Here is a 21,483-nt window from a genome sequence, read left to right as displayed (position 1 = left end):
CGCGGTGGGAGACCACGGTGCCCCGCCTTCCCCTTCATGACGGCGGGCGTCGCGCTCGGCCCTGTACTCCACTCTGGGCATGGGGCGAGGGCGGTGGCTGGAGGTCGGGCTGACGGTCTCCGCCTGTCCGTGACCCACCGCTGCCGAGCGGCGTGGCGATCATGGGCCAGCCATGACCCGGCAAAAGTGAGACGGCGGGTCAGCTGGGCGGGTACAGTGGCGGCATGTTCAAGGAACGCAAGCAGGCCCCCCCGGGGGCGGCGCAGGCGGGTCCGGTGAAGGCCGAGCCGAAGCTGCCGCCCGCGCGGCCGCCCCAGGTGGCGGTGCAGGCCCGCCGGACGGTGCACCGCCGCGCGCGCCCCGCGCTGGGCGGGCACGTGCAGGCGTTCGCGGCGGCGCAGCGGCAGGCGACGCGACTGCTCAAGCCTCCGGCAGTGAAGGTGGCGGCCCTCCCGCAGGGGCAGGCGGCGGCGCCGAACCCACCCGGGCAGGTCCGGGCGCGTGAGGTGCGGCTCCCGCCGCCCGCCAGACTGAACGTGCTGCCTGTTCCCAAGGTGGCGGTACCGGCGCGCGTGCCGCAGGGCACGCAGTTCGCGGCGCTGCCGGTCAGCCGGGAGCGGGTGCGGGCGGCGGGCGTGCCGTACACGCACGTGAAGAGGAAACTGGCGGCGCAGCGGCGGGCGTCGAGCGCACTGGCGCGGGCGTTCGTGGGGCGCGGCGCGCGGCAGGTGGGGATCGTGCGGGCGCAGGGGCAGACGGCGCAGCGGGCGGTGCAGGCGGCGGCGGCGCGGGCCGGCGCGCAGGTGGACGCCGCGGCGTCCGCGCAGGGGCGCGTCCTGCGGGCCGGGGTCGCGGCGCAGAGGGCGCGCGTCCTGAGCCGCGCCGCGTCCGTGCGCGCGGGCCTGACTGCCCGGCGGGCGGCGGCCCTGGCCGCCCTGCCCCAGGCCACCCAGGCCGCCCGGGCGAAGGTGCAGGACAGTTACACGCAGGCCCTTCAGGCGGCGCGGACGGACGCGAACACCCAGAAGCAGGCGGTGCGGGCCAAGTACACCCGTATGACGCCCGCGTATCTGGCCGCCGGGGATGAGGTCGGGGCGGAGGCCCGCTCGCGCGCCGAGGCGCAGGCCGCCGCGTACGAGTCGCACGTGACCGGGCAGGATGACAGCCTACTCGACGGGCCGCTGACCGACAACCGCTGGAAGGCCCGGGCGGGCGCGGCGCGGGATGTGGGCGCGGCGTACGCGCCGGGCTTCCGTGATCAGGCGCAGGAGGAGGCAGAGCACCTGACTGGTCCGGGCGGCGGGCTGGAGAAGGACCTGAAGAACATCGACCTGGCGCTGCGGGACACCGAGCGGCTGCTGCGCGAGCACCTGACGGCCAGCACGCGCCGCCTCACGGCGCGCGAGACGCAGGCGCGGGCGCAGGCGACGCAGGCGTACGCGGGCCTGAGCGCCGCGCTTCAGACCCAGCTGGCGGCGACCTTGCGCGGCCTGGACGGTGTGCAGGGCGCGCAGCTGGCCGCCATCGCCGCGCAGGCGGGCGCGCAGCGGGGGGCGCTGGATACCCAGGCGCAGCGGGCGTCGGCGGCCATCGGGCGGAGTCTCACGGGTCTCGCCGGCGGGCTGGAGCGGCAACTGCACGCGTTCGACGCACAGGTGCGCCGCGCGCCCGCCCCGGACCCGAAGGACCTGGCGGCCACCCTGAACCGCGCGCAGGCGGGCATCGTGGGTGGCGTGCGGCGCGCGCAGGTGGCCGCGCGGCAGGGCACCACGCAGGTCACGGCGTCCCTCAGCCGGGGGGCGGCGCAGGCCGGTCAGGCGCTGGGAGGCGTGGCCCGCGCGGGGGTCACGCAGGCGGGCGGTCAGGCGGCCGGGTTCGATCAGGGCATGCAGGGCCTGCTCACGCAGGTGCTCGCGACCTTCAGGGCGCTGACGCAGGCGCACGCGCAGGGCGCGCAGCAGGACTCGCAGCTCACCGGCAGGACCCTGAGCAGCCTGGAGCGGGGCCTGTCGACGCTGTACGCCAGGGCCCTGGCTGGCCTACCGCAGGAATTGCGCGCCACCCTGCCGCCGCTGCGTGAGGGGTTGCGTGGGAACTTCCCGCAGGAGGACGCCGCCATCCGCGAGAACGCCGAGAAGGCGGCCGCGCAGGTGCAGCCCCGCTGGAAGGGCTGGGTGAAGATCGCCCTGATGGTCGCCGTGATCATCGTCGTGGCGGTCGTGGCGGGCCCCGCCGTGATCGGCGCGGTCGGGGCCATGGCGGGCGCACTGGGCGCCGGCGCCGCGGCCGGGGCGGTCGGCGCCGTGGTGGGCGGGGCGCTGGTCGGCGCGGCCAGCGGCGCCGTCATCCAGATGGCGAACAACGCCGTGGACAACATCGGCGTGGACGCCAGATTCCAGAAGGGTCTCTTCGAGGGGGTGGGGAAGGCCGCCCTGATCGGCGCGGTGGGCGGCGCCCTGGGCGGCGCGGGCGGCCTGATCGCCGGGAAGCTGGGCGCGGCGGGCCTGCTCGGCAGCGGCCTGACCCAGAAGGCCGGGACGTTCGCGGTCGGGACCACCTTCGACCTGGGCGGCAACGTCCTGGGGGACGTCATGAACGGCGCGTCCCTGGGGGACGCCCTGAAGAACCTCAGCAACCCCGAGACGCTGATGATGCTGGCCATCGGCACCGGCGTCGGCGCGGCCGCCACCCGCCTCCCGGGCCGCGCCGGGCAGCTCCAGAGCCGCGCGCACGCGGCCGGCGAGCGGGTCGGTACCGCCGCGGGCGACCGCGTGAACCACCTGACGGGCAACCCGCACGGCACGGTTCCCACCCGCGTCAATCCTCAGCTCCCGGCCGGGACGCCCGGGCGCATCTCCGGGCACACGCAGGGCCGCACGGCCGTGGAGCTCAGCCCGCACGCCGCGCCGCGGGACGCCGCCCTGCACGATCAGTACGCGCGGCAGGCGCGGCAGGAGAACAGTCCGCTCAGCCGCGTGGCGGACAGGGTCCGGACGCTGCTCGGCAGCGGCGCACCCATCCGGCCCGGCACGCGCCGCTGGGAGCTGGGCGTGGAGGCCGCCAAGCATCAGGACATGGCGCACTGGCGGTTCCAGGAGGCCGGGCGCCTTCCGAAGACGTCCCCGCAGCGCCAGCGGCTGCTGCAGGAAGCGCATGACCTGCAGCGGCTCGCGCAGGAGTACGAGCAGGCCGCCGCGCGGGCCGACGGGCAGACCCTCATCGATGAGAGCGTCATCGAGGGCCGCAGGAAGCTGTACGCCAACCACCCGGAAATCGAGGGGCTGCTGGGCAAACCCTTCGACGCCGCGGCGCTCCCGGACCGGTACGTGACGTTCGAGGTCGAGGGAGGCCGCAAGGTGGTGGGCCGCCTCAACGCGGACGGCACCTTCGACATGAAGGCCGCCATTCTCCTCGTCCGCCCGGACGGCACCGTGCAGGTCAACCCCAGCAACCGCATCACGTACGACTACATCCAGAAGTACCAGCTGGACCCTGGCGCGCGGGCCGACATCGACTTCGGGCTGGACGGGCACACGATCCACCACCTGATCCCGGACAAGGTCAGCACCTCCAACCCGCTGTGCGTGAAGGCCATGGAACTCATCGGGTACAGCCCCGACCGCATGACCAACTACCACGAGATGCCCATGCGGAACCTCTACCGCCTCCTGGACGGGCAGGAGGTCGGGCACTGGTCCCACCACAGCCGCTACGATACGGAAGTCGTCATTCCGGCCCTTCAGGACGCGCAGAATGCCCTGGTGGCGGACTTCGGGCCCCTGCACACCTGGACTGAGCAGCACCCGCGCGTTGCGGAGATCCGCGCGGCGCTGCGGCACGAACTGAACGGTATCGAGGCGGCACTCAAGCAGCGGATCATCGACGGGAACGTCCCCATGACGACCGAGAACACCGCAGGCAATAAAGGACGCATCCGATGACCGACGTCAAGATCATCACCCCCAACTCGAGCGCGCACTGGACCGATCCGGACCTGCGCGGGGACGTCGCCAACACGTCCGAATTCACCGTTGACCTTCAGGCCTACGATCAGGGCCAGGCTCTGGGCCTCGACGCCTTCCACTTCGAGATCTGGAACGACCGTTTCGAGGAACTGGACTGGCTCCAGCACGCCACCATGCCCAGTCTGCTCATCGTGTCTGAACCGTTCGCGCAGGCGGTCAGCGACCTCTCCCCCGACCCGCCCACGCGGTACCCCGTCCGCTTCGAGCGGCGCGGCGTTCCGGTTCAGACGCGCCCCTACGTGGTGCTGCAACTGGGGCCACCCAGAGACTATTTCGACGCCGACCGTTCCGACTTCACCACCCGGACGAATTACCGTGGGCAGGAGGTCATCTCTGCCGTTCAGACCTACCGCCTGAACCTGCCGGCCTGCGCGCCGCCCGTGTTCCGGCTGAGCGTGTCGCCGCACCATCCCACCTTCGCCACGGCTGCCTTCCTGGCGGAGGCCCGGCAGCGGCACCTGACCAACGTCGCCTGGATGGACGCGGCGGGCTTTTCGGCGGCCAATCAACTCCGTCCGCTCTGAACGGCGCCGCCCCGCCGGGGGCCGGGCGAGCACGCGGCGGCCGGGCCGCTCTGAATAGGGCCACAGGGCACAGCGCGCGGCCTGCCGGCCTGCTCTATGATGGGCGGCATGGCGTATACCATTCTCGTCGCGGACGACGAACCGGCCATCCGGACCATGCTGGAGGTCATTCTGTCCGCAGACGGGCACGACATCGTGGCCGTGCAGGACGGCAAACTGGCCCTGGAGTACCTCAAGGAGCACACGCCCGACGCGATGCTGCTGGACGTCAAGATGCCGTTCATGGACGGTTTCGAGATCTGTTCGCGGGTCAAGCGGATCAAGCGGCTGCGGGACACGCCGGTGCTGCTGCTCACGGCGTTCGATGACGATCAGACGCGGGATCACGCCAAGCTGGTCGGCGCGGACGACATCGTGTACAAGCCGCTGTCCGGCAAGAACCTGCGCGGCCGCGTGAACCAGCTCATCGAGGCGCGACGGCGTTGACGGGTGCAGCGTGGACAGTGGCAGGCGAGTGGGGGCGGGCGTGATCGTCCTGCGCTTCCTGAAATTCCTGACGTCCTTCGTGGTGGCCGCGCTGGTGGCCGCGCTGGGCGTGGCGGCCACGTACGGCCTGAAGTGGGCGCGGGAACTGCCGGATTACCGTGAACTCGACAACCTCACCCGGTCCCTGGGATCGGAGACGAAGATCTTCGCGCGTGACGGCGCGCCGCTGGGCAGCCTGATCCCGAAGGTGGGAGATCAGGCGATCAGCCGCACGATCGTCACGCTCGACGAGATCAGTCCGTTCATGCTGGGCGCGCTGATCAGCAACGAGGACCGGCGCTTCTTCGAGCATTACGGCCTGGACCCGTACGGACTGGGCCGGCAGTTCCAGCGTATGGCGCGCGGGGACAGCGTGCAGGGCGGCAGCACCCTGACCAACCAGCTGGTGAAGAACACGCTGCTGCTCGACGAGTACCAGCAGGCCCGCACGCCGGACCGCAAGTTCAAGGAGTGGATCCTGAGCGTGCAGGTCGAGCGGTCGTTCACGAAGGCCGAGATCCTCCAGACGTACCTGAACACGATCTACTGGGGAGACGGCGGCCCGGTGGAGCTGTACGGGATCTACTCGGCGGCGCAGGCGTACTTCCGCACGACGCCCAAGGAGCTGACGCTGGCGCAGGCGGCGTACCTGACGATCCTGGTGCCGAATGCCAGCCGGTACTTCCAGTACGATCAGGTGCGGCCGCTGATGCGGGTGCTGCTCTCGCGCATGGTCGAGGACGGCTGGATCACGCAGGCGCAGATGGACGCGGCGTGGCGGGAAAAGGTGCAGCCGCGCGGCTGGCAGGTCACGTACGACGAGACCGGCAACGTGAAGACCGCCAAGCTGGTGGACCGCACAGCGAAGGAACTCAAGGCGGTCGTCACGACCCGCGCGCCGCACTTCACGCAGCAGGTCGAGCAGGAACTCGTGCGGCGCTTCGGGCGGGACGTGGTGTACGGCTCAGGCGGCCTGCGGGTGTACACCACGCTGGACCCGAAGGTGCAGACGGCGGTGGAGACCGCGAGCCGCGAGGCGACGGGACTGCCGCCGGGCGCGACACTAGGCGCGACCATCATCAACCCGTACACGGGTGAGGTGCTGGGCATGATCGGCCAGAAACTGCGCGGCACCGAGCCGCCCGCCGCGTGGAACAACGCCGCGCAGGGGCAGCGGCAGATCGGGTCGACCATCAAGCCGCTGCTGTACACCACGGCGCTCTCGACGGGGCTGGACCAGACCCACCGCGAGGAGGACCGCCCCGTGTCCTTCCCGTGCACAGGCTGCAAGAACGGCGTGTACGAACCGAAGAACTTCGAGGGTGCCACCACCTACCGGGACATGACCATCCGCGAGGCGCTCGACCGGTCGCTGAACCTCGTGACCGTCCGTCTGGCGGACCGGATCGGGCTGCAGACCTTCTTCGGGAAGATCCGTGAGCTGGGCATCCAGACGAACGACGGCACCGGTCTGGCTGCGGCGCTGGGCGCCGTGGAGACCACCCCGGTGAAGATGGCAGCGGCCTACGCGCCGTTCGTGAACGGCGGCCTGTACCGCGCGCCGCGCTACATCACCCGCGTGACCGACGCGCGCGGCGCGGTGCTGTTCGACGTGAACAGCCAGCCGGTTCAGGGCAAGCGCGTCTGGACGCCGCAGATCGCGTGGCTGGGCCTGGACATGATCCGCGGCGTCGTGAACGACCTGACCGAGCGTCAGGGGGGTCTGGCCAGCCGCGCGAAGTTCGGGGACTGGCCGGTGGCCGGAAAGACTGGCACGAGTAACGGCCCGAAGGACTTCTGGTTCGTGGGCACCACGCCGCTGTACACCGGGGCCGTCTGGGTCGGGAAGCAGCAGGGCGGCGACATGCCGATCTACTACTACTCGGGGTACGTGAACGCCCCGGTCTGGCGGCGCATGATGGAACTCGCGCACCAGGGGCAGGCGCTGCGGCAGTTCAGCGAACCGCCCGGCGTCCAGTACGTGGACGCCCCGGATCAGCAGTTCCTGCCGAACGTGAAGCTGGCCGTGCTCGATCCCAAGTACCGCGACGCGGCCAACACCGAGGTGCAGGCGGACGCGCCGCCCCCCACGCCGTACCGTGAGACGACCTTCCGCCCGAGCACCGATCCGGACACGCTGCTGGTCAGCCTGGACCGCACGACCGACCGCCTGGCGACCGAGTTCACGCCGCCGCAGAACATCGTGCAGCGCCGGGTCCGTCTGGAAGACCTGCCCGGGTACGCGCCGGACGAGAATCCCGCGCCGCTGAAAGACGAGCAGCCCGACCCCGAGGCCGTGAAAGCTGCCAAGGGGGTCACAGGGACCACGCAGTCGGTGCCGCCCGCCGCGCCGTAACACCCCGCACGCTCAGCGTCCCCTGCCGGTCCGGAGGGGACGCTGCCTGTTGACGCTGCGCTCACCGGTTCGTCATGCAGCGCCGGCGTGAAGCGGGCATCATGGCAGGCATGAGGTTGCGCCGCGCTCCCCTGCTGACTCTGCTGCTGACCCTGGGCATCTCGACCGCCGAGGCGCGCGTGCGCCTGGGGGAACTGCTGCCGCAGCATCCGTGGACGGCGGCCGCGCAGGAGGTCGTGGTCGTGTACAGCCACGACTGCGGGGATCTGGGCGACCTGTGGTCGGCGGTGCTGGCGGCGGGCCTGCCGGTGCGGGCCGTGAATGCGGAAGACTATCCCTCCCCCGCTCCGGCGGGCGTGCAGGCCTGGACGGGCGAGGCCGCGACAACCTTCGCGCGGCAGCTGCGGGTGGGCGCCTATCCGACGGTGCTGCTCGTGCAGGACGGCCGGATCATGAACGCCTGGGAGGGCACCTTCAGCGGCCGGTTGGATTGATCAGAGTGGACGCTCAAGACAGTGTACCTCGTTTAGGGCTCTCGCTATGACCTGTTCAATGGTTCCCAGAGAGCAAAAAATGGAGACGGTATGGCTAGATACCGTCTCCATCACAGTTTAGGCCGACGAGCCGTCATCCGTCAGCTTCACCGCTGGGCCAAACGGTATTTCAGTGACCTCAAGCGGTGTTCGCACCAGAAATTGAGTGACGCCCTGCTGGTCGCCCTGTTGCTCAGCCGACTGGTCTTCAAACATCCATTCCCGTCCATCTGGTGGAACATCCTGAGGGAAGATCGACACGATCTTCCCTCCTACACGCAGGCGTATACACGGGGACAGCGATTGCTTGAACGACTTGAAGCGGTCGCCACCCCGTCACAGTCCTGCACGGAAGTGATCGTTGATTCCATGCCTCTGCCCGTCTGCCGACCCAAACGGGGGAAGCGGTGTTCGTTTCCCGGTGCTCGTTGGGGTTACGGCACGCAGGGAGACGTCTACGGATACAAGTTGCACGCGTGGGTCACCGCTTCAGGTGCCATCGTGCAGTATCTGATCCGACCAGCCAATTTGCACGATACGACCGTAAGCTACGAGCTCAACCGGCGGTGGCCCGACTTCGGCGGGCCACGCATCATCGGTGATAAGGGGTACTGCTGCCTGGGCTACGTGTTCCCACCGAAGAGTAATACCCGGTATGACACGGGGTGGCGGCCAGGCCGACACCCTCGACTGCGAAAACGCATTGAAACGGTGTTCTCTGGTTTGGTCGAGGCTCAGATTCGCTCCGTGCAGACGAAAACGTTGCGGTCGCTCCGTCTCCGTGTCGTCCTAGCCATACTCGCTCACAACCTTGCCCAACCCTAAACGGCGTAGTGTACTTTCTGCTGACGGCAATGCTCCACTGTCATCTGTGGCGTCTGGAACGTCTAGTCTACGCACCCATGAGCATGTCTTGTAAAGCCTGCCATTCGGAATGCATCATCAAGCAGCTCAAATTCGCAGATATCTGTCAGTTGATCAAGCGACGGTCAATTATCTCGTAGCCCGTCTCAATATCATTGTCATATAGAGTAAGTGTCGCCCCAGCACTGAGTGCAATTCGCATGCCTAACCACGAATAGTGGTTGACCTGAACAGTGAAAAATGTCAAAGGGACGGTACGTATGGGCCGTTCCGATCTCACTGCGATTGCCGATCCATGAGGCAGTCACGAACCTCAGCCGTTGGAGTACGCCACATAGTCCAGCCAATCTGCTCCATCCACATGAGAAAATCTCTGCCGCAGACCTCCTTGTGGTCGTCACGCTTCAGAAACCCCATACAGTGTCCTATTTCAGCCGGTGAAGACGCTTTGTCGAGGTCAACTACTTTGCTCAGCTCCTTATCGCGGCCTGATGTCCGCGCTGGAATTACACAATTCCGCAAGGGATTTAACCCATGTTTGCGATATTTATCTAAATTTAATGTATCTTAAATATATTTATTAAGCGATGGAGGTAAAGAATTGCGTAAATAGAGAGATTATAGAGCTCTATTTCGGATTCTCCAGTATTCTTCAAGTCTTCAAAGGATTTTAAAAGATCATCCAGCTCTTCAGCAATAAAATGATCAATTACACGTAATATAGGCAAAAATTTAGTATAACTAATCAGCTTCTCCTTATCAATTAAGGACATATTCGATCTTTCAATTAGATCTATTAATGATATAAAATGGCTTCTGTTATTTACTGACAGACATGCGAGATGTTCATCTTTATTTACGATATAAATTTGCCAAGCGTGAATGCCAACAATGATGCTCGGGATTCCTTCTAAATCATCGCTGCTAATATTAAGGATATATGCCTCAAATCTGTTATATACAGATTTCTTCTGATCTTCTGACAGGACATAGAAAGCGATGCCACCCATACCCACAAAACTGTAGAGCATATCATCATCCAAGCTCTGCTCCATTATGTCTATTAGACAATCTACATAAACTGAATCAAAGCGGTCATTCTCATCGATTAGATTATTAGTTTGTATAACCTTAGACATCCCGTCACCTCAAGATGATTCTTCCTTAAAATATGTTCGATGATTTGTTTTCTGCATATTCTATTCAGCAAAATATATATTAAAACTTTTAAATTTAATAGTATATCTGCCGTACCCCTTAAAACCTGCATCGTGGCGCGCGTTTAAACGTGCAGACTGGAAGTGGGTCAGAAGCCACTGCGACTTTCACTGTTCAGGCCAACCACTATTCGCGATGCCTAGAAGCATCACGTCTGCACCGATGAATGCTGCAGTTGGGCCCACTACAAAGCTGCGGGCATGCTCGCCGAAAACCATCGCTAGCACAGGCTCATCTGGCGAGAAAGTCAACGTCTGGTGATCTTGAGCCGCAAGACGTTGCACGTCACTAGCTTGCCATGCATCCGGCCGAAGAACGCACTGTCGGGACAGGCGGCCTGAGCCCGGCCCGCTAGACTGCCGGGCATGACGAGTGCATCCCCGACCCTGACCGTGGCGTTCCTGGCGGGGCTGGTGTCGTTCCTGAGTCCGTGCGTGCTGCCGCTGGTGCCCAGTTACCTGGGCGTGCTGGGCGGCGAGCGGCAGCCCTGGTCGCGCGCGCTGGGGTTCATCCTGGGGTTCGGGCTGGTGTTCATCGCGCTGGGCGCGACGGCCAGCAGTCTGGGCGCGCTGATCGCGCCGCACAAGGCGCTGCTGGGGCAGCTGTCGGCCGCGCTGATCATCTTCTTCGGGCTGGTGATGCTGGGCCTGATCCGCCTGCCGTTCCTGATGCGGGATACGCGCGCCCTGGCCAACGCCGGGGGGTACGGGCCGGTGGCGCTGGGCGCGGCGTTCGCGTTCGGCTGGAGTCCGTGCCTGGGGCCGACGCTGGGCAGCGTCCTGAGTCTCGCGGCGAGCAGCGCCAGCCTGGGCAGCGGCGTGACCCTGCTGGCGATGTACACGCTGGGCCTGAGCGTGCCCTTTCTGCTGGCGGCGGCGCTGTGGCACCGCGTGAACCTGCGGAGCCTGAACCGCTTCGCGGGGGTGTTCGAGAAGGTAGGGGGCGCGCTGCTGGTCGTGGTGGGCCTGATGATGCTGACCGGGCAGTTCACGCGGCTGGCGACGTTCTTCTTCTCGGTCATGCCCGAGTGGCTGCGCCTGTGACGGAAGGGGGGGTAGCTGATCCGGGCGAGGCGTTCGCGGTGCAACTGCGGGACGTGTGGCTGCGGCTGGGCCGCGAGGTGATCCTGCGCGGGGTGACGCTGGACGTTCCGGCCGGGCAGGGCGTGACGCTGCTGGGCGAGAACGGCGCCGGGAAGACCACGCTGCTGCGCCTGCTGAGTGCCGGGCTGCGGCCCACGCGCGGCGAGGGGCGGGTGCTGGGTTTCGACCTGCGTGACAGCCGCGGCGTGCGCGACGCCATTCACCTCATGCCGGTGGACGGCGGGCTGTACCCGGACCTGACGGCGGCGGAGAATCTGGCGTTCGCGCTGCGGATGCACGCGCAGGCCGGGGACGTGCCGGGCGCGCTGCGCCGCGTGGGGCTGGAGGGCGCGGCGCAGCGGCGGGCGCGCTTCCTGTCGGCGGGGATGCGCAAGCGGCTGGCGCTGGCCCGCGCGCACCTGCTGGCCCGGCCGCTCACACTGGTGGACGAACCCTTCGCGAACCTCGACGACGCGGGGCGGGCGCTGGTGCAGGAATTGCTGCTGGAGTTACGCGGGCAGGGCTGCTCGCTGATGATCGCCGCGCACGAGCCCGCGCTGGCGCAGGTGGTCGCGCCGCGCACCCTGCGCCTCGCGGGCGGCCTGCTGCGCGAGGAGGGAGGCGCGTGAAGGGCGCGCTGAGGCAGGCCCTGACCGTGGCCGCGAAGGACCTGCGCGTGGCGGGCCGCACGCGCGACACGCTGCTCGCCACGGCGTTCTTCGCGGGGATCGTGCTGCTGGTCCTGGGCTTCGCCCTGAGTGGCGGCGTGGTGTCGCGTGACGCCCGCCTGACCGCGCCGCTGGCCGCCGGGGCGATCTGGACGGCGCTGGCCCTCGCGGCGGCGGTGGGCGCCCAGCGGGCCTTCGCGCAGGAGCAGGAAGCTGGGGCACTGGAGCAGCTGCTGGCGTACCCCGGGCCGCACGGCGCGCTGTATCTCGGCAAGCTGCTGGGTGTGCTGCCGCCCCTGCTGCTCGTCGCGGCGGTGACCGTGCCGACGGGTCTGGTGCTGTTCGGCGCGTCCGAGGCGGTCACGGCGGCGGGCCGCGCCCTGCCGTGGGCGGCGCTGGCGCTGACGACCGCGCTGGGCGTGCTGGGCTTCGCGGCCGCCACCACCTTCTACGGCAGCATCACCGTGAATCTCCGCGCGCGCGAGGCCCTGCTGCCCGCCCTGGCCTTCCCGATCCTGGTCCCGGCGGTCCTGGCGACCGTGCAGGCCACCCGCCTGCTCCTGGAGGGCGGCTGGAGTCCCGAGGTCACCACCTGGCTGACGTTCCTGACGGCGTTCGACCTGGGCACGATCATCCTGGCCACCCTGCTGTTCCCGGCGGCGGTCGAGGGCTGAGTTCACCGGTGACCGCAAGACAGGAGAGGCTCCGGCAGAACAGTCCCCGGGAACTCCTGACCGCTTTTCTCAGGGGGTGGTGAGCAGCGCGGCCTGACCGTCGTGGTCCCCGGTGGTGTCCTGGGGGGTGTCGAGTCGGTTGCCGAGGTCCACGTTCGGGGCGCGGCGGTACAGGCCGGTGGCACTCAGGCGCGCGGCGAGGTCCTCGCGGGTGGCGGTGAAGCTGTTGTAGGTGTGGCCGGGTCTGGGGAGCCAGCGCATGTCCTCGCGGCTGACGGCGGCGCTGAACAGGTAACCGCCCTGCACGGGAGCGGGGCCGAACACGCGGCCGTGGTGGTTGCTGGCGTACCAGGGGCCGTCACTGAACGCGAGGCCCTGCCCGCTGGGGGGCAGTTGCGGGTACAGGCGCCCGCCGAGCTGGCCGCTGTAGCCGTCGCTGTGCATGTTCTTCGGGCCGTACCCGGCGGCGGTCATGGCGGCGTTCAGGCGGGCGGTGGCGGCCTCGGGCGTGGTCGCGGCGCGGTCGAGGATCAGGACGTTGATGGGTTCGCGCAGGGTGCGCCCGCCGGTCCGTTCGCCCAGCCAGGTGGCAGGCTCCAGCGTCTTGGTGATCATCCAGCGGCCGACGGGGCCCAGGTCGGGCAGGGTGACGGTGTCCCCCGGACCGGGGCGGTACGTGGCGGGGTCGGGCAGGGGGCCGGTCTGGGTGGGGGCGCAGGCGGGCAGCAGGGCGCTCAGCGCGAGCAGCGCGGCGGGCAGGATTCTCGGCATGGGTGCGTGCAGCATAGCGTGGCGGGGACACTCGCACTTGCCGGTTTCCTGCGCGGGGCGCGATGCTGCGGGCCGGAATTGACCGCTGCGCGGCGGGCCTCACGGTTCCCCGCCCGGCGTTGACGGCACAATAGGAGCGATATGAAAAGAGACGTCACGACGACCGTGCTGGGCGCGGCCAGCCTCCTGGGCCTGGCGGTGGTGCTGGGCCTGAGCCTGACCTCTCCGCTGGACGTGAATCAGGGATCGCTGGTGCGGCTGATGTTCGTGCATGTGCCCGAGGCGTGGCTGAGTTACCTCGCGTACGGCGGCACGGGGCTGTTCGGGCTGCTGTACCTGATCCAGCGCCGCCGCCACTGGGACCGGCTGGCGATGGCCAGCGGCGAGATCGGGCTGCTGTTCACGCTGGCGACCATCGTGGGCGGGATGCTGTGGGCCAAGCCCACCTGGGGCACGTACTGGGTGTGGGACGCCCGGCTGACGACCACGGCGCTCAGTCTGGTGGTGTACGGCGGGTACCTGCTGATCCGGTCGCTGATCGACGACCCCGAGCGCCGGGCGCGCGTGTCGGCGGTCGTGGGGATCGTGGGGACGCTGTACGTGCCCGTGAACTACATGGCGGTGGAGTGGTGGCGCGGCGTGCACCAGACGCAGACGCTGAAGCTGCTGGGGGGCGTGCGCTGGGACGCCGCGCCGATCTACCTGCCGACGCTGCTGCTCAGCGTGGCGTCGTTCACGCTGCTGTACTTCTTCCTGCTGCGCCTGCGCGGCACCCTGGCCGCCCGCGAGGAAGCGCGTGAGGAACGCGAACTGACCGGCGTGACCGGCCGGGTGGAGGTGGCCCGTGGATAAGTACTTCTGGTACGTGCTGTTCTCGTACCTGGCGACGTTCAGCGTCCTGATCGGGTATCTGGTGTGGATGTGGATGCGGCTGCGCGCCGTGCGCGGCGAGGACGTCAGCGAGGCCCCCCGGTGAGTGCGCCCGGCCCTGACGCCCCCACGCCCCTGACGCCGCTGCCGCAGGCGCGGCGGCGCAGGCGCAGCCCGCTGCCGGTGGTGCTGGGCGTGGCGGCGCTGGTGGGCCTGACCGCGACCATCGCGTTCGGGAACCTGAACAGGTCGCTGGAGTACTTCGTGACGCCCAGCGAGTACCAGCAGCAGGAGGCCGAGTTGCAGGGCCGCCCGGTGCGGATCGGCGGGCTGGTGAAGGCCGCGAAGTACGACCCGCAGACGCTGGACCTGCGCTTCACGGTCACCGACGGCAGCGCGAGCTTCCCGGTGCAGTACCGCGGGGCGGTCACGGATCTCTTCAAGGAGAACCAGGGCGTCGTGGTGCGCGGCGAGTTCCAGGGCGAGACGTTCCACGCGACGGACCTCGTGGTGAAGCACAGCGAGGAATACAACGTCCCGAAGACGCAGGCCGAGCTGAAGGACATGATCAAGTCGGCCGACTGAGGCTGCAAATGGACTGCGCCCCTGCGGCGGGGTCCGGGTGGGAGTGAATGTGCTGAACCTGATCTCGTTTTCGTCCAGTGCGTCCGGGGCGCTGGGGCAGCTGAGCCTGCTGGGCGCGCTGCTGTTCAGCGTGGCCGGGCTGCTGCTGGCGCTGCTGGGCGGCGCGCGGCGTGACCCGCGCGTCACGGAGGCCGCGCGCCGGGCCACCTGGGCGGTGTTCGCGCTCGTCAGCCTGGGCACGCTGGTGCTGCTCGCGGCGCTGCTGCGGGACGATTTCACGGTGCGGTTCGTCGCCGAGCACTCCATGCGCGCCTCGCCCACCTGGGTGAAGGTCACGGGCCTGTGGGGCGCGCTGGAGGGCAGCATCCTGCTGTGGGCGTGGCTGCTGGCCGGGTACGCGTTCATCCTGAGTGTCACGCTGCGCCGCGACGCACTGCGGCCCTGGGCGCTGGCGGCGATGTTCGCCAGTCTGGTGTTCTTCGTGGGCGTGTGCGCCACGGTGGCCTCGCCGTTCACGCCGGTGGCGACACTGGTCGCGGACGGGCGCGGCCCGAACCCGGCGCTGCAGAACCACTGGATGATGGCGGTGCACCCCGTGCTGCTGTACCTGGGCTTCGTGGGCCTGAGCGTGCCGTTCGCGTACGCGGTGGCGGCGCTGGTGACGGGTCGGCTGTCGGATCACTGGGTGGTCGTCACGCGCCGCTGGACGCTGGTCGCCTGGGCGTTCCTGACGGCGGCGATCGTGGCGGGCGGCTGGTGGAGTTACGAGACGCTCGGCTGGGGCGGCTACTGGGCCTGGGACCCGGTCGAGAACGCCAGCTTCATCCCGTGGCTGCTGACCACGGCGTTCCTGCATTCCATCCAGATCCAGGAACGCCGGGGCCTGATGCGGTCGTGGAACGTGTGGCTGATCGTGCTGGCGTACGCGAGCACCGTGCTGGGCACCTTCCTGAACCGCAGCGGCATCGTGCAGAGCGTGCACGCCTTCGCGGGCGGCCCGGTGGGGCCGGTGTTCCTGGGCTTCCTGGCGTTCCTGCTGCTGGCCGGGACGCTGCTGGCCGCGTGGCGCGCGCCGCACCTGCGCGACGACAACGACCCGCCCGCCGCGCTGAGCCGCGAGGGCGCCTTCCTGGCCGGGAACTGGCTGTTCGTGGTGTTCGCGGTGATGGTGCTGGTGGGCACGCTGTTCCCCACCATCGTGGAGGCCGTGCAGGGCCGCCGGGACGCCAGCGTGGGCCCGGCCTTCTACAACGCGTTCGCCATTCCGCTGGGCCTGGGCCTGCTGCTGCTGATGGGCGTGGGGCCGCTGCTGCCCTGGCGCCGCGCGGACGGGCAGGGCCTGTGGCGGGCGCTGCGGCCCCTGCTGATCGCGGGCGCAGGCGCGGCGCTGCTGGCGCTGGCGCTGGGCGTGCGCCACCCCGGCGTGCTGGCGACGGTGGCCCTGAGTGCGTACAACCTGCTGGGCCTGGGCCTGCTGACCGCCCGCGCGGCGCGGCAGGCCGGCGGACTGGGCCGCACGCTGCGCGCGCAGCCGCGCCGTTACGGGGCGTACCTGTCGCACGCGGGCCTGATCGTGCTGGCGCTGGGGCTGGCGTTCAGCGGCACGTACCGCCGCGACGCGCAGGTCACCCTGAACCTGAACAGGCCCGCGCACCTGCTGAATGAGGACCTGACCCTGACCGACCTGGACACCGTCACCCGCCCCGACGGGAAGTCGGTGGTGGCGCGCGTGCTGATCGACGGGCGGCCCTTCGGCGCGCGCCTGAATACCTATATCCAGGGGGGCGACACGGCCTTCCCCGCCCCGGCGGTGCGCTACGGCCTGACCGGTGATACCTACCTCGTCCTGACGAACGTGGACACCCAGAAGGGCCAGTGGGCCAGCGTGCGCCTGATCGAGTCGCCGCTGGTGTCGTGGATCTGGTGGGGCACGCTGCTCGTGTGCGTGGGAGCCGCGTTCACGCTGGTGAGCCCGCGCCGCGCCCCGCAGGCCGCCCCGGCCCGGCTGGCGCCCGCCACCGACTGAGCCCCTCCTCCCTTTCCTGCCTGACTCTGACGGAGCTGTGATGACCGAATCCACCCCCTCTGCCCCGAAGTCCGCCCCCGCGTCCCAGACCCCGGCGCCCAAGCCCCCCGCGCCGCTGTGGCGCCGCCTGCTGCCCCCGGCCATCGCGTTCGTGCTGGTGGCGGTGCTGGCGGTCGCGCTGCGCACCCCGGCCAGCAACAACGCGACCGGCGGGCCGCTGGTCGGCAAGCCCGCCCCCGCCTTCACCCTGAAGAGCCTGGACGGCCCCGAGCTGTCCCTGGCGAGCCTGAAGGGCCGCCCCGTCGTCGTGAACTTCTGGGCGTCGTGGTGCGGTCCCTGCCGCGAGGAAGCCCCGATGTTCCGTGAACTGAGCGAGCGGCAGGGCGGCGGCGGCGGACTGGCGATCGTGGGCATCCTGTTTCAGGAGACGAACGAGAGCAACGCCCGCAACTTCATCCAGGAGTACGCGCTGGCGTACCCGAACCTGCGCGATCCCGGGATCAACACCGGCGTGAACTACGGCGTGTCGGGCGTCCCGGAGACCGTGTTCATCGACAGGGACGGCGTGGTGCAGCACATGGACCGGGGCGGCCTGACCCGCGAGCGCCTGAACGTGGGGCTGGAGAAGATCGGCGTGCCCGGGCTATGACGCGCGCACTGCTGCTCACGGGCGCGCTGCTGAGCGGGACCTTCACGCTGGCTCAGACGGCGCCCACACCGTCCCTGACCCCGGCGCAGGAGGCGCGGGCGCTCGCCATCGAGAAGAACCTGCGCTGCCCGCTGTGCGACACCGGGGAATCCATCGCGGATTCGCGCAGCACCATCTCGGGCAAGATGCGCGACTCGGTACGTGAACAGGTCGCGGCCGGGAAGGGCGACACGGACATCTACGTGTACTTCTCGCAGCGCTACGGGAACTTCGTGCTGCTCGACCCGCCCAAATCGGGCCGGAACCTGCTGCTGTGGGGCGCGCCCCTGGCAGCGCTGGCGGTCGGCGGTGGGGTGCTGTGGGCGTTCCTGCGCCGCAGCCGCCCGGCGGCGAACCTGCCGGATGAGCCGCTGAACGACGCGGGCGGGTTCGACCCGTACCTCGCACAGGTGCAGCGCGACACCCGCACAGGCGGCGAGTCGTGACGGGCCCGGTGCTGCTGAACGTGCTGCTGCTGGCGCTGGTGGCGCTGGCCTGCGTGTGGCTGGTGACCGAACCGCTGCGCACCCGCACGCCGGACGATCCGGACGCACAGGAACGCGCGCGCCTGGGGGCCGAGCGGGACCGGCTGTACGCGGACCTCGCGGCCCTGACCGACGAGGCCCGCCGGCCCGATCTGGAGCGGCGCGCGGCGCTGGCCCTGCGCGGCCTGGACGCCCTGCCGCCCGCCCCGCGGACCCGCCGGGGCACCCGCACGCTGGCGCTGGCGCTGCTGGGCGGCGCGGCGCTGCTGACTGCCGTGGGCGCCGTGACCTTCGTGCCGCGCTGGCAGCTCGCCAGCCTGACCACCGACGAGGCCGCGAACGTGCAGGCGGCGCTGAAACTCCCGGCCCTGAAGGCGCAGGCGCAGCGCCGTGGCCGGACGGAGGATTACCTGGCGTGGGGCAAGGCGGCGTTCGATTCGAACACCTTCGATCAGGCGGTCACGGCATACGGGAACGCCCTGAAACTCGATCCGCGCCAGCCCGAGGCCCTGCGGCGCCTGGGTATCCTGCTGCTCACGCGCGGCGAGCAGACCGGGCAGGCCATCAGCGCCGAGGACGCCCAGCGGGCCGCGCTGCTGATCCGCACCGGGGCGCAGCTGGCCCCCCAGGAACCGGAATCGCAGCTGCTGCTGGGCTTCGCCCTGGCCCGCTTCGGCGAGGATCAGGCGGCCCTGGCGGCCCTGGAACGCTACCGCACGCTCGACCCGAAGGGCCGCGACGCGGATGAACTGATCACGGCGCTGCGCGCGCGGCTGAACACCAGCGATCCGGGCCTGCGGGTGTACGCCGCGAGCTGCGCGTCCTGCCACGGACCGGCGGGCGGCGGGGGCGTGGGCCCCAGCCTGCGCGAGTCCACCCTGACGCGCGCGGCGCTGTCGCAGGTCATCACGCAGGGCAAGGGCGCCATGCCCGCCTACCCGGACCTGAAACCGGCCGAACTGGCCGCGCTGCTCAACGTCCTCGAGGGCTGGCAGCGGGAGGGCCAGTGACCGACCCGGGTGCCGCTGGCCCGAAGGCGCGCCGCGTGACGCGCCGGGCGCTGCTCGAACGCTGGTGGCTGCTGCCGGTGGCCGGCACGGTCGGGACCTTCGGGTACATGGGCTGGTACGCCTCGCGCGTGACCTTCGCCAAACGCACGCCCGGGGCACCCGCCTTCCAGGACGCCGCGCCGCAGCGCCTCGCCGCGCTGACGCAGCTGGGGACCGACTGGGCCGAGGTGACTTTCACCTACGCCGGGCGGCCCTGCACGCTGCTGCGCCTGCCCGCCCCCACGCGCGGATCCGTCGAGGTACCCGGGGGCCACCTGGCCGGCTTCTCGCGGGTGTGCACGCACCTGGGCTGCAACGTGAACCTCGTGCGGGACGCCGAGGTACTGGCCTTCGCGTTCAACTACCGCGCGCCGGGCGGGCAGGATCACCCGCAGCTGGGCTGCCGCTGCCACTACTCGGTGTTCGATCCCCTCAAGGCCGGCGAGGCGGTGTTCGGCAAGGCCCTCGCGCCGCTGCCCCGCGTGCGGCTGGACGTGCGCGGCCAGGACGTCTGGGCGACCGGGATCGAGCCGGCCCCCGAGTACAGCGGGTGACGCGCTACGCTGGGCGGCATGACCAGCCCGCTTCACTTCACGCAGGGTGACCTCCAGGCGGCCGCCGGCGTGGTCCGGGCCACCGCCCTCCACCAGGAGGCGCTGGGGCGGACTCTCTGGCCGCCGGCGAGCGTCACGCCCGAGCGGCTGGCGCGGCATTACCCGGCCTCCACCTGGCACGTCGCGTGGCGGGACGGGGCGGCGGTCGGAGCGTTCAGTCTGCTGGACACCGACCCGCCCTTCTGGCCGGACGACCCGCCCGGCGAGGCGCTGTACCTGCACAAGCTGGCGGTTCACCCCGCCTGCCAGGGGCAGGGGCTGGCACACACGCTGCTGGGGCACGCCGCGCAGGTCACGCGGGCGGCGGGGCGGCCCTGGCTGAAGCTGGACACCGCCGCCACCCGCCCCGCCCTGCGGCGCCTGTACGAGACCTTCGGGTTCGAGCCCATGGGGGAACGGGACGTGTTCGACTTCCGGGTGGTGCTCTACCGCCTGCCGGTGTCGACCCCGGGGACCTGACCCCAGCGACCCGGGCCGTCAGGCTTTCGCGCCGGCGACCTGCGCGCCGCGCAGCAGCGTGGCGCGCAGGTCGCCGGTCAGGGTCACCTGGGCGCGCATCTGCTGCACCAGCCCCCGCACGAGCTCGTATTCGGCCGGGGTCGTCCAGCCGGGTTGCCGGATGATCTTGATCAGTTCCTCCAGGCTCAGGCTGCCCAGGTGACGCAGGGCGGTGTTCAGCTCCCGGATGTCGTCTTCCAGGGCGTTGAGATCGTGCGGACGGACGGGACGCGGGGACTCGGGGATGGCGTCGGACGACATGGTGACCTCCTGGGTGGGGGACAGGCGGAGCGGGCACTGCACGATCAGGTGGGGCCGGGCCGTGACCTTCCCCCCGGAGGTGGCGCGGCCCGCACCTGGGGTCAGGATGCGCCGGCCAGCATGATCAGCCCATGACCGGGGGTGGGCCTCCGGCCGGCCGTCGCCGGGCAGGTCAGACAGGGGGCCCGGCTCGGCCGGCTGGCCTCGTGACCATCACGCTAGGATGGGTGGGTCATGTCCCTGCCCCAGATCACCCTGCCCCTGATTGTCAGCGCCGGTGAAGCCCTGACGGACCTCGTGACCGCCGGCGGGAACGCCTGGCACGCCCACCCGGGCGGCGCGGGCTGGAACGTCGCGCGGGCCTGCGCGTCCCTGGGGGTGCCCAGCGCCTTCGCGGGGGCCGTCGGCCAGGACAACTTCGGCGACGATCTCCTGCACGCCTCGCAGGCGGCCGGGCTGGACCTGCGGTTCCTGCAACGCGTGCCCTTCCCCACCCTGCTGGCCGTGGTGTACTCCGCGAACCCGCCCGCGTACCGCTTCCTGGGTGAGAACAGCGCCGACCTGCACTTCGATCCCGCGCGCCTGCCGGACGGCTGGCTGGGCGCGGCGCGCTGGCTGCACGTGGGCGGCATCAGCCTGAGCCGCTGGCCCCTGGCGGACACCCTGCTGGGCCTGATCGACCAGGCCCGCGCGGCGGGCGTGCGCGTCAGCTTCGATCCGAACGCCCGCATCACGCACCGTCACCCGGACTACCCGGCGGTGTTCGAGCGGGTCGCCAGGCGCGCCGATCTCATGAAGTTCAGTGACGAGGACCTGGCGTTCTTCTTCCCCGGGCAGTCCGAGGCGGACGTGCTGCGCCGCCTGCGGGGCCTGAACCCGAAAGCGCCGATCGTGATCACGCGCGGCGCCCAGGGCGCGAGCCTGTACCACAGCGCGGGCCGCGCCGACCTGCCCGCCACGCCCGTGCAGGTGGTGGATACCGTGGGCGCCGGGGACGCCCTGTGCGCGGGGCTGCTGGTCAGCGCCACCGAGCGCGAGGGCGCCCTGTGGAGCGACCACCTGCGCGTGGGGCTGGACGCCGCCGCCGCCGCGTGCGCCCACGCCGGCGCCTACGCCCCCACCCGCGCGGACCTCGGCCTGGACTGAGGGCGCGCCCCCCCGGCGTGA

The 21,483-nt window shown here is 69.8% G+C and carries 22 protein-coding genes; 19 read left to right on the top strand and 3 right to left on the bottom strand.

The features are described 5' to 3' along the window. Positions 1–224: 224 nt before the first annotated feature. From AUC44_RS05310 to AUC44_RS16125, 6 genes are all read left to right on the top strand, one after another. Positions 225–3,941, top strand: a complete 3,717-nt coding sequence (locus tag AUC44_RS05310; RefSeq protein ID WP_062157711.1) for an AHH domain-containing protein — start codon at positions 225–227, stop codon at positions 3,939–3,941. Further along, positions 3,938–4,549 carry a hypothetical protein gene (locus AUC44_RS05305; protein ID WP_062157710.1) on the top strand — a complete coding sequence of 204 codons (612 nt, stop codon included), beginning with the start codon at positions 3,938–3,940 and terminating at the stop codon, positions 4,547–4,549. The genes AUC44_RS05310 and AUC44_RS05305 overlap by 4 nt, the downstream gene beginning before the upstream one ends. A 99-nt stretch (positions 4,550–4,648) precedes the next feature. Continuing rightward, positions 4,649–5,035, top strand: coding sequence for a response regulator (locus tag AUC44_RS05300; RefSeq protein WP_062157709.1), 387 nt, complete (start codon positions 4,649–4,651; stop codon positions 5,033–5,035). 43 nt (positions 5,036–5,078) lie between these two features. Beyond that, positions 5,079–7,430, top strand: coding sequence for a transglycosylase domain-containing protein (locus tag AUC44_RS05295; RefSeq protein ID WP_062159695.1), 2,352 nt, complete (start codon positions 5,079–5,081; stop codon positions 7,428–7,430). Between the two features lie 110 nt (positions 7,431–7,540). Continuing rightward, on the top strand, positions 7,541–7,924 hold the full coding sequence (locus tag AUC44_RS05290) for a penicillin-binding protein (RefSeq protein WP_231724540.1): 384 nt from the start codon (positions 7,541–7,543) through the stop codon (positions 7,922–7,924). 90 nt (positions 7,925–8,014) lie between these two features. Further along, on the top strand, positions 8,015–8,788 hold the full coding sequence (locus AUC44_RS16125) for an IS982 family transposase (RefSeq protein WP_082688957.1): 774 nt from the start codon (positions 8,015–8,017) through the stop codon (positions 8,786–8,788). A 596-nt stretch (positions 8,789–9,384) separates the two neighbouring features. Here AUC44_RS16125 and AUC44_RS16440 read toward each other — a convergent pair. Next, complete coding sequence (locus AUC44_RS16440; RefSeq protein ID WP_157445176.1) at positions 9,385–9,882, bottom strand: hypothetical protein; 498 nt, start codon at positions 9,880–9,882, stop codon at positions 9,385–9,387. 528 nt (positions 9,883–10,410) lie between these two features. Here AUC44_RS16440 and AUC44_RS05285 point away from each other — a divergent pair. Genes AUC44_RS05285 through AUC44_RS05275 form a run of 3 tightly spaced genes read left to right on the top strand, consistent with a single transcriptional unit; the run spans position 10,411 to position 12,469 of the window. Next, entirely contained in the window at positions 10,411–11,088 is a 678-nt protein-coding gene (locus AUC44_RS05285; RefSeq protein ID WP_062157708.1) for a cytochrome c biogenesis CcdA family protein, read from the top strand. Next, a complete protein-coding gene (locus AUC44_RS05280; RefSeq protein ID WP_062157707.1) occupies positions 11,085–11,756 on the top strand; it encodes an ABC transporter ATP-binding protein in 672 nt (223 codons plus the stop codon). Before AUC44_RS05285 ends, AUC44_RS05280 begins: the two co-directional genes overlap by 4 nt. Beyond that, positions 11,753–12,469: a heme exporter protein CcmB gene (locus AUC44_RS05275; RefSeq protein WP_231724539.1), complete on the top strand. Its 717-nt coding sequence runs from the start codon at positions 11,753–11,755 to the stop codon at positions 12,467–12,469. The genes AUC44_RS05280 and AUC44_RS05275 overlap by 4 nt, the downstream gene beginning before the upstream one ends. Positions 12,470–12,538: 69 nt before the next feature. Here the strand turns inward: AUC44_RS05275 and AUC44_RS05270 are convergent, their stop codons facing one another. After that, positions 12,539–13,240 carry a hypothetical protein gene (locus tag AUC44_RS05270; RefSeq protein ID WP_062157706.1) on the bottom strand — a complete coding sequence of 234 codons (702 nt, stop codon included), beginning with the start codon at positions 13,238–13,240 and terminating at the stop codon, positions 12,539–12,541. Between the two features lie 141 nt (positions 13,241–13,381). Here AUC44_RS05270 and ccsA point away from each other — a divergent pair, with 141 nt between their 5' ends. Genes ccsA through AUC44_RS05230 form a run of 9 tightly spaced genes read left to right on the top strand, consistent with a single transcriptional unit; the run spans position 13,382 to position 20,016 of the window. After that, positions 13,382–14,092 carry a cytochrome c biogenesis protein CcsA gene (ccsA, locus tag AUC44_RS05265; protein WP_058976099.1) on the top strand — a complete coding sequence of 237 codons (711 nt, stop codon included), beginning with the start codon at positions 13,382–13,384 and terminating at the stop codon, positions 14,090–14,092. Then, entirely contained in the window at positions 14,085–14,216 is a 132-nt protein-coding gene (locus tag AUC44_RS17185) for a hypothetical protein (RefSeq protein WP_257721370.1), read from the top strand. Before ccsA ends, AUC44_RS17185 begins: the two co-directional genes overlap by 8 nt. Beyond that, the gene (ccmE, locus tag AUC44_RS05260; protein ID WP_062157705.1) at positions 14,213–14,695 is read left to right on the top strand and encodes a cytochrome c maturation protein CcmE; all 483 of its coding nucleotides are present in this window, start codon (positions 14,213–14,215) and stop codon (positions 14,693–14,695) included. The genes AUC44_RS17185 and ccmE overlap by 4 nt, the downstream gene beginning before the upstream one ends. Before the next feature lie 49 nt (positions 14,696–14,744). Continuing rightward, positions 14,745–16,721 carry a heme lyase CcmF/NrfE family subunit gene (locus AUC44_RS05255; RefSeq protein WP_062157704.1) on the top strand — a complete coding sequence of 659 codons (1,977 nt, stop codon included), beginning with the start codon at positions 14,745–14,747 and terminating at the stop codon, positions 16,719–16,721. Between the two features lie 40 nt (positions 16,722–16,761). Next, positions 16,762–17,370 (top strand): TlpA family protein disulfide reductase, encoded by a 609-nt coding sequence (locus AUC44_RS05250; protein WP_082688956.1) that lies wholly within the window; start codon positions 16,762–16,764, stop codon positions 17,368–17,370. Further along, complete coding sequence (locus AUC44_RS05245) at positions 17,367–17,855, top strand: cytochrome c-type biogenesis protein (RefSeq protein ID WP_062157703.1); 489 nt, start codon at positions 17,367–17,369, stop codon at positions 17,853–17,855. The genes AUC44_RS05250 and AUC44_RS05245 overlap by 4 nt, the downstream gene beginning before the upstream one ends. Beyond that, the gene (locus AUC44_RS05240) at positions 17,852–18,904 is read left to right on the top strand and encodes a c-type cytochrome (RefSeq protein WP_231724538.1); all 1,053 of its coding nucleotides are present in this window, start codon (positions 17,852–17,854) and stop codon (positions 18,902–18,904) included. Before AUC44_RS05245 ends, AUC44_RS05240 begins: the two co-directional genes overlap by 4 nt. Further along, positions 18,901–19,497 (top strand): Rieske (2Fe-2S) protein, encoded by a 597-nt coding sequence (locus AUC44_RS05235; protein WP_062157702.1) that lies wholly within the window; start codon positions 18,901–18,903, stop codon positions 19,495–19,497. The genes AUC44_RS05240 and AUC44_RS05235 overlap by 4 nt, the downstream gene beginning before the upstream one ends. Before the next feature lie 18 nt (positions 19,498–19,515). After that, positions 19,516–20,016 carry a GNAT family N-acetyltransferase gene (locus AUC44_RS05230; RefSeq protein WP_062157701.1) on the top strand — a complete coding sequence of 167 codons (501 nt, stop codon included), beginning with the start codon at positions 19,516–19,518 and terminating at the stop codon, positions 20,014–20,016. 18 nt (positions 20,017–20,034) lie between these two features. Here the strand turns inward: AUC44_RS05230 and AUC44_RS05225 are convergent, their stop codons facing one another. Further along, positions 20,035–20,316, bottom strand: coding sequence for a hypothetical protein (locus tag AUC44_RS05225; protein WP_157445174.1), 282 nt, complete (start codon positions 20,314–20,316; stop codon positions 20,035–20,037). 234 nt (positions 20,317–20,550) lie between these two features. Between AUC44_RS05225 and AUC44_RS05220 the strand changes: the two genes are divergently transcribed. Further along, a complete protein-coding gene (locus AUC44_RS05220) occupies positions 20,551–21,462 on the top strand; it encodes a carbohydrate kinase family protein (protein WP_062157699.1) in 912 nt (303 codons plus the stop codon). Positions 21,463–21,483: the final 21 nt, after the last annotated feature.

This window comes from Deinococcus actinosclerus (genome assembly GCF_001507665.1).
Lineage (GTDB): Bacteria > Deinococcota > Deinococci > Deinococcales > Deinococcaceae > Deinococcus > Deinococcus actinosclerus.
This window is presented reverse-complemented; position numbering and strand designations above follow the sequence as displayed.

What these genes read in the sequence shown, in the direction of transcription:
- AUC44_RS05250 (WP_082688956.1), top strand. Translation starts at nt 16,762, where the DNA reads ATGACCGAATCCACCCCCTCTGCCCCGAAGTCCGCCCCCGCGTCCCAG.
- AUC44_RS05245 (WP_062157703.1), top strand. Translation starts at nt 17,367, where the DNA reads ATGACGCGCGCACTGCTGCTCACGGGCGCGCTGCTGAGCGGGACCTTC.
- AUC44_RS05305 (WP_062157710.1), top strand. Translation starts at nt 3,938, where the DNA reads ATGACCGACGTCAAGATCATCACCCCCAACTCGAGCGCGCACTGGACC.
- AUC44_RS16440 (WP_157445176.1), bottom strand. Translation starts at nt 9,882, where the DNA reads ATGGAGCAGAGCTTGGATGATGATATGCTCTACAGTTTTGTGGGTATG.
- AUC44_RS05270 (WP_062157706.1), bottom strand. Translation starts at nt 13,240, where the DNA reads ATGCCGAGAATCCTGCCCGCCGCGCTGCTCGCGCTGAGCGCCCTGCTG.
- AUC44_RS05230 (WP_062157701.1), top strand. Translation starts at nt 19,516, where the DNA reads ATGACCAGCCCGCTTCACTTCACGCAGGGTGACCTCCAGGCGGCCGCC.
- ccsA (WP_058976099.1), top strand. Translation starts at nt 13,382, where the DNA reads ATGAAAAGAGACGTCACGACGACCGTGCTGGGCGCGGCCAGCCTCCTG.
- AUC44_RS05310 (WP_062157711.1), top strand. Translation starts at nt 225, where the DNA reads ATGTTCAAGGAACGCAAGCAGGCCCCCCCGGGGGCGGCGCAGGCGGGT.
- AUC44_RS05220 (WP_062157699.1), top strand. Translation starts at nt 20,551, where the DNA reads ATGTCCCTGCCCCAGATCACCCTGCCCCTGATTGTCAGCGCCGGTGAA.
- AUC44_RS05225 (WP_157445174.1), bottom strand. Translation starts at nt 20,316, where the DNA reads ATGTCGTCCGACGCCATCCCCGAGTCCCCGCGTCCCGTCCGTCCGCAC.
- AUC44_RS05285 (WP_062157708.1), top strand. Translation starts at nt 10,411, where the DNA reads ATGACGAGTGCATCCCCGACCCTGACCGTGGCGTTCCTGGCGGGGCTG.
- AUC44_RS05290 (WP_231724540.1), top strand. Translation starts at nt 7,541, where the DNA reads ATGAGGTTGCGCCGCGCTCCCCTGCTGACTCTGCTGCTGACCCTGGGC.
- AUC44_RS16125 (WP_082688957.1), top strand. Translation starts at nt 8,015, where the DNA reads ATGGCTAGATACCGTCTCCATCACAGTTTAGGCCGACGAGCCGTCATC.
- AUC44_RS05300 (WP_062157709.1), top strand. Translation starts at nt 4,649, where the DNA reads ATGGGCGGCATGGCGTATACCATTCTCGTCGCGGACGACGAACCGGCC.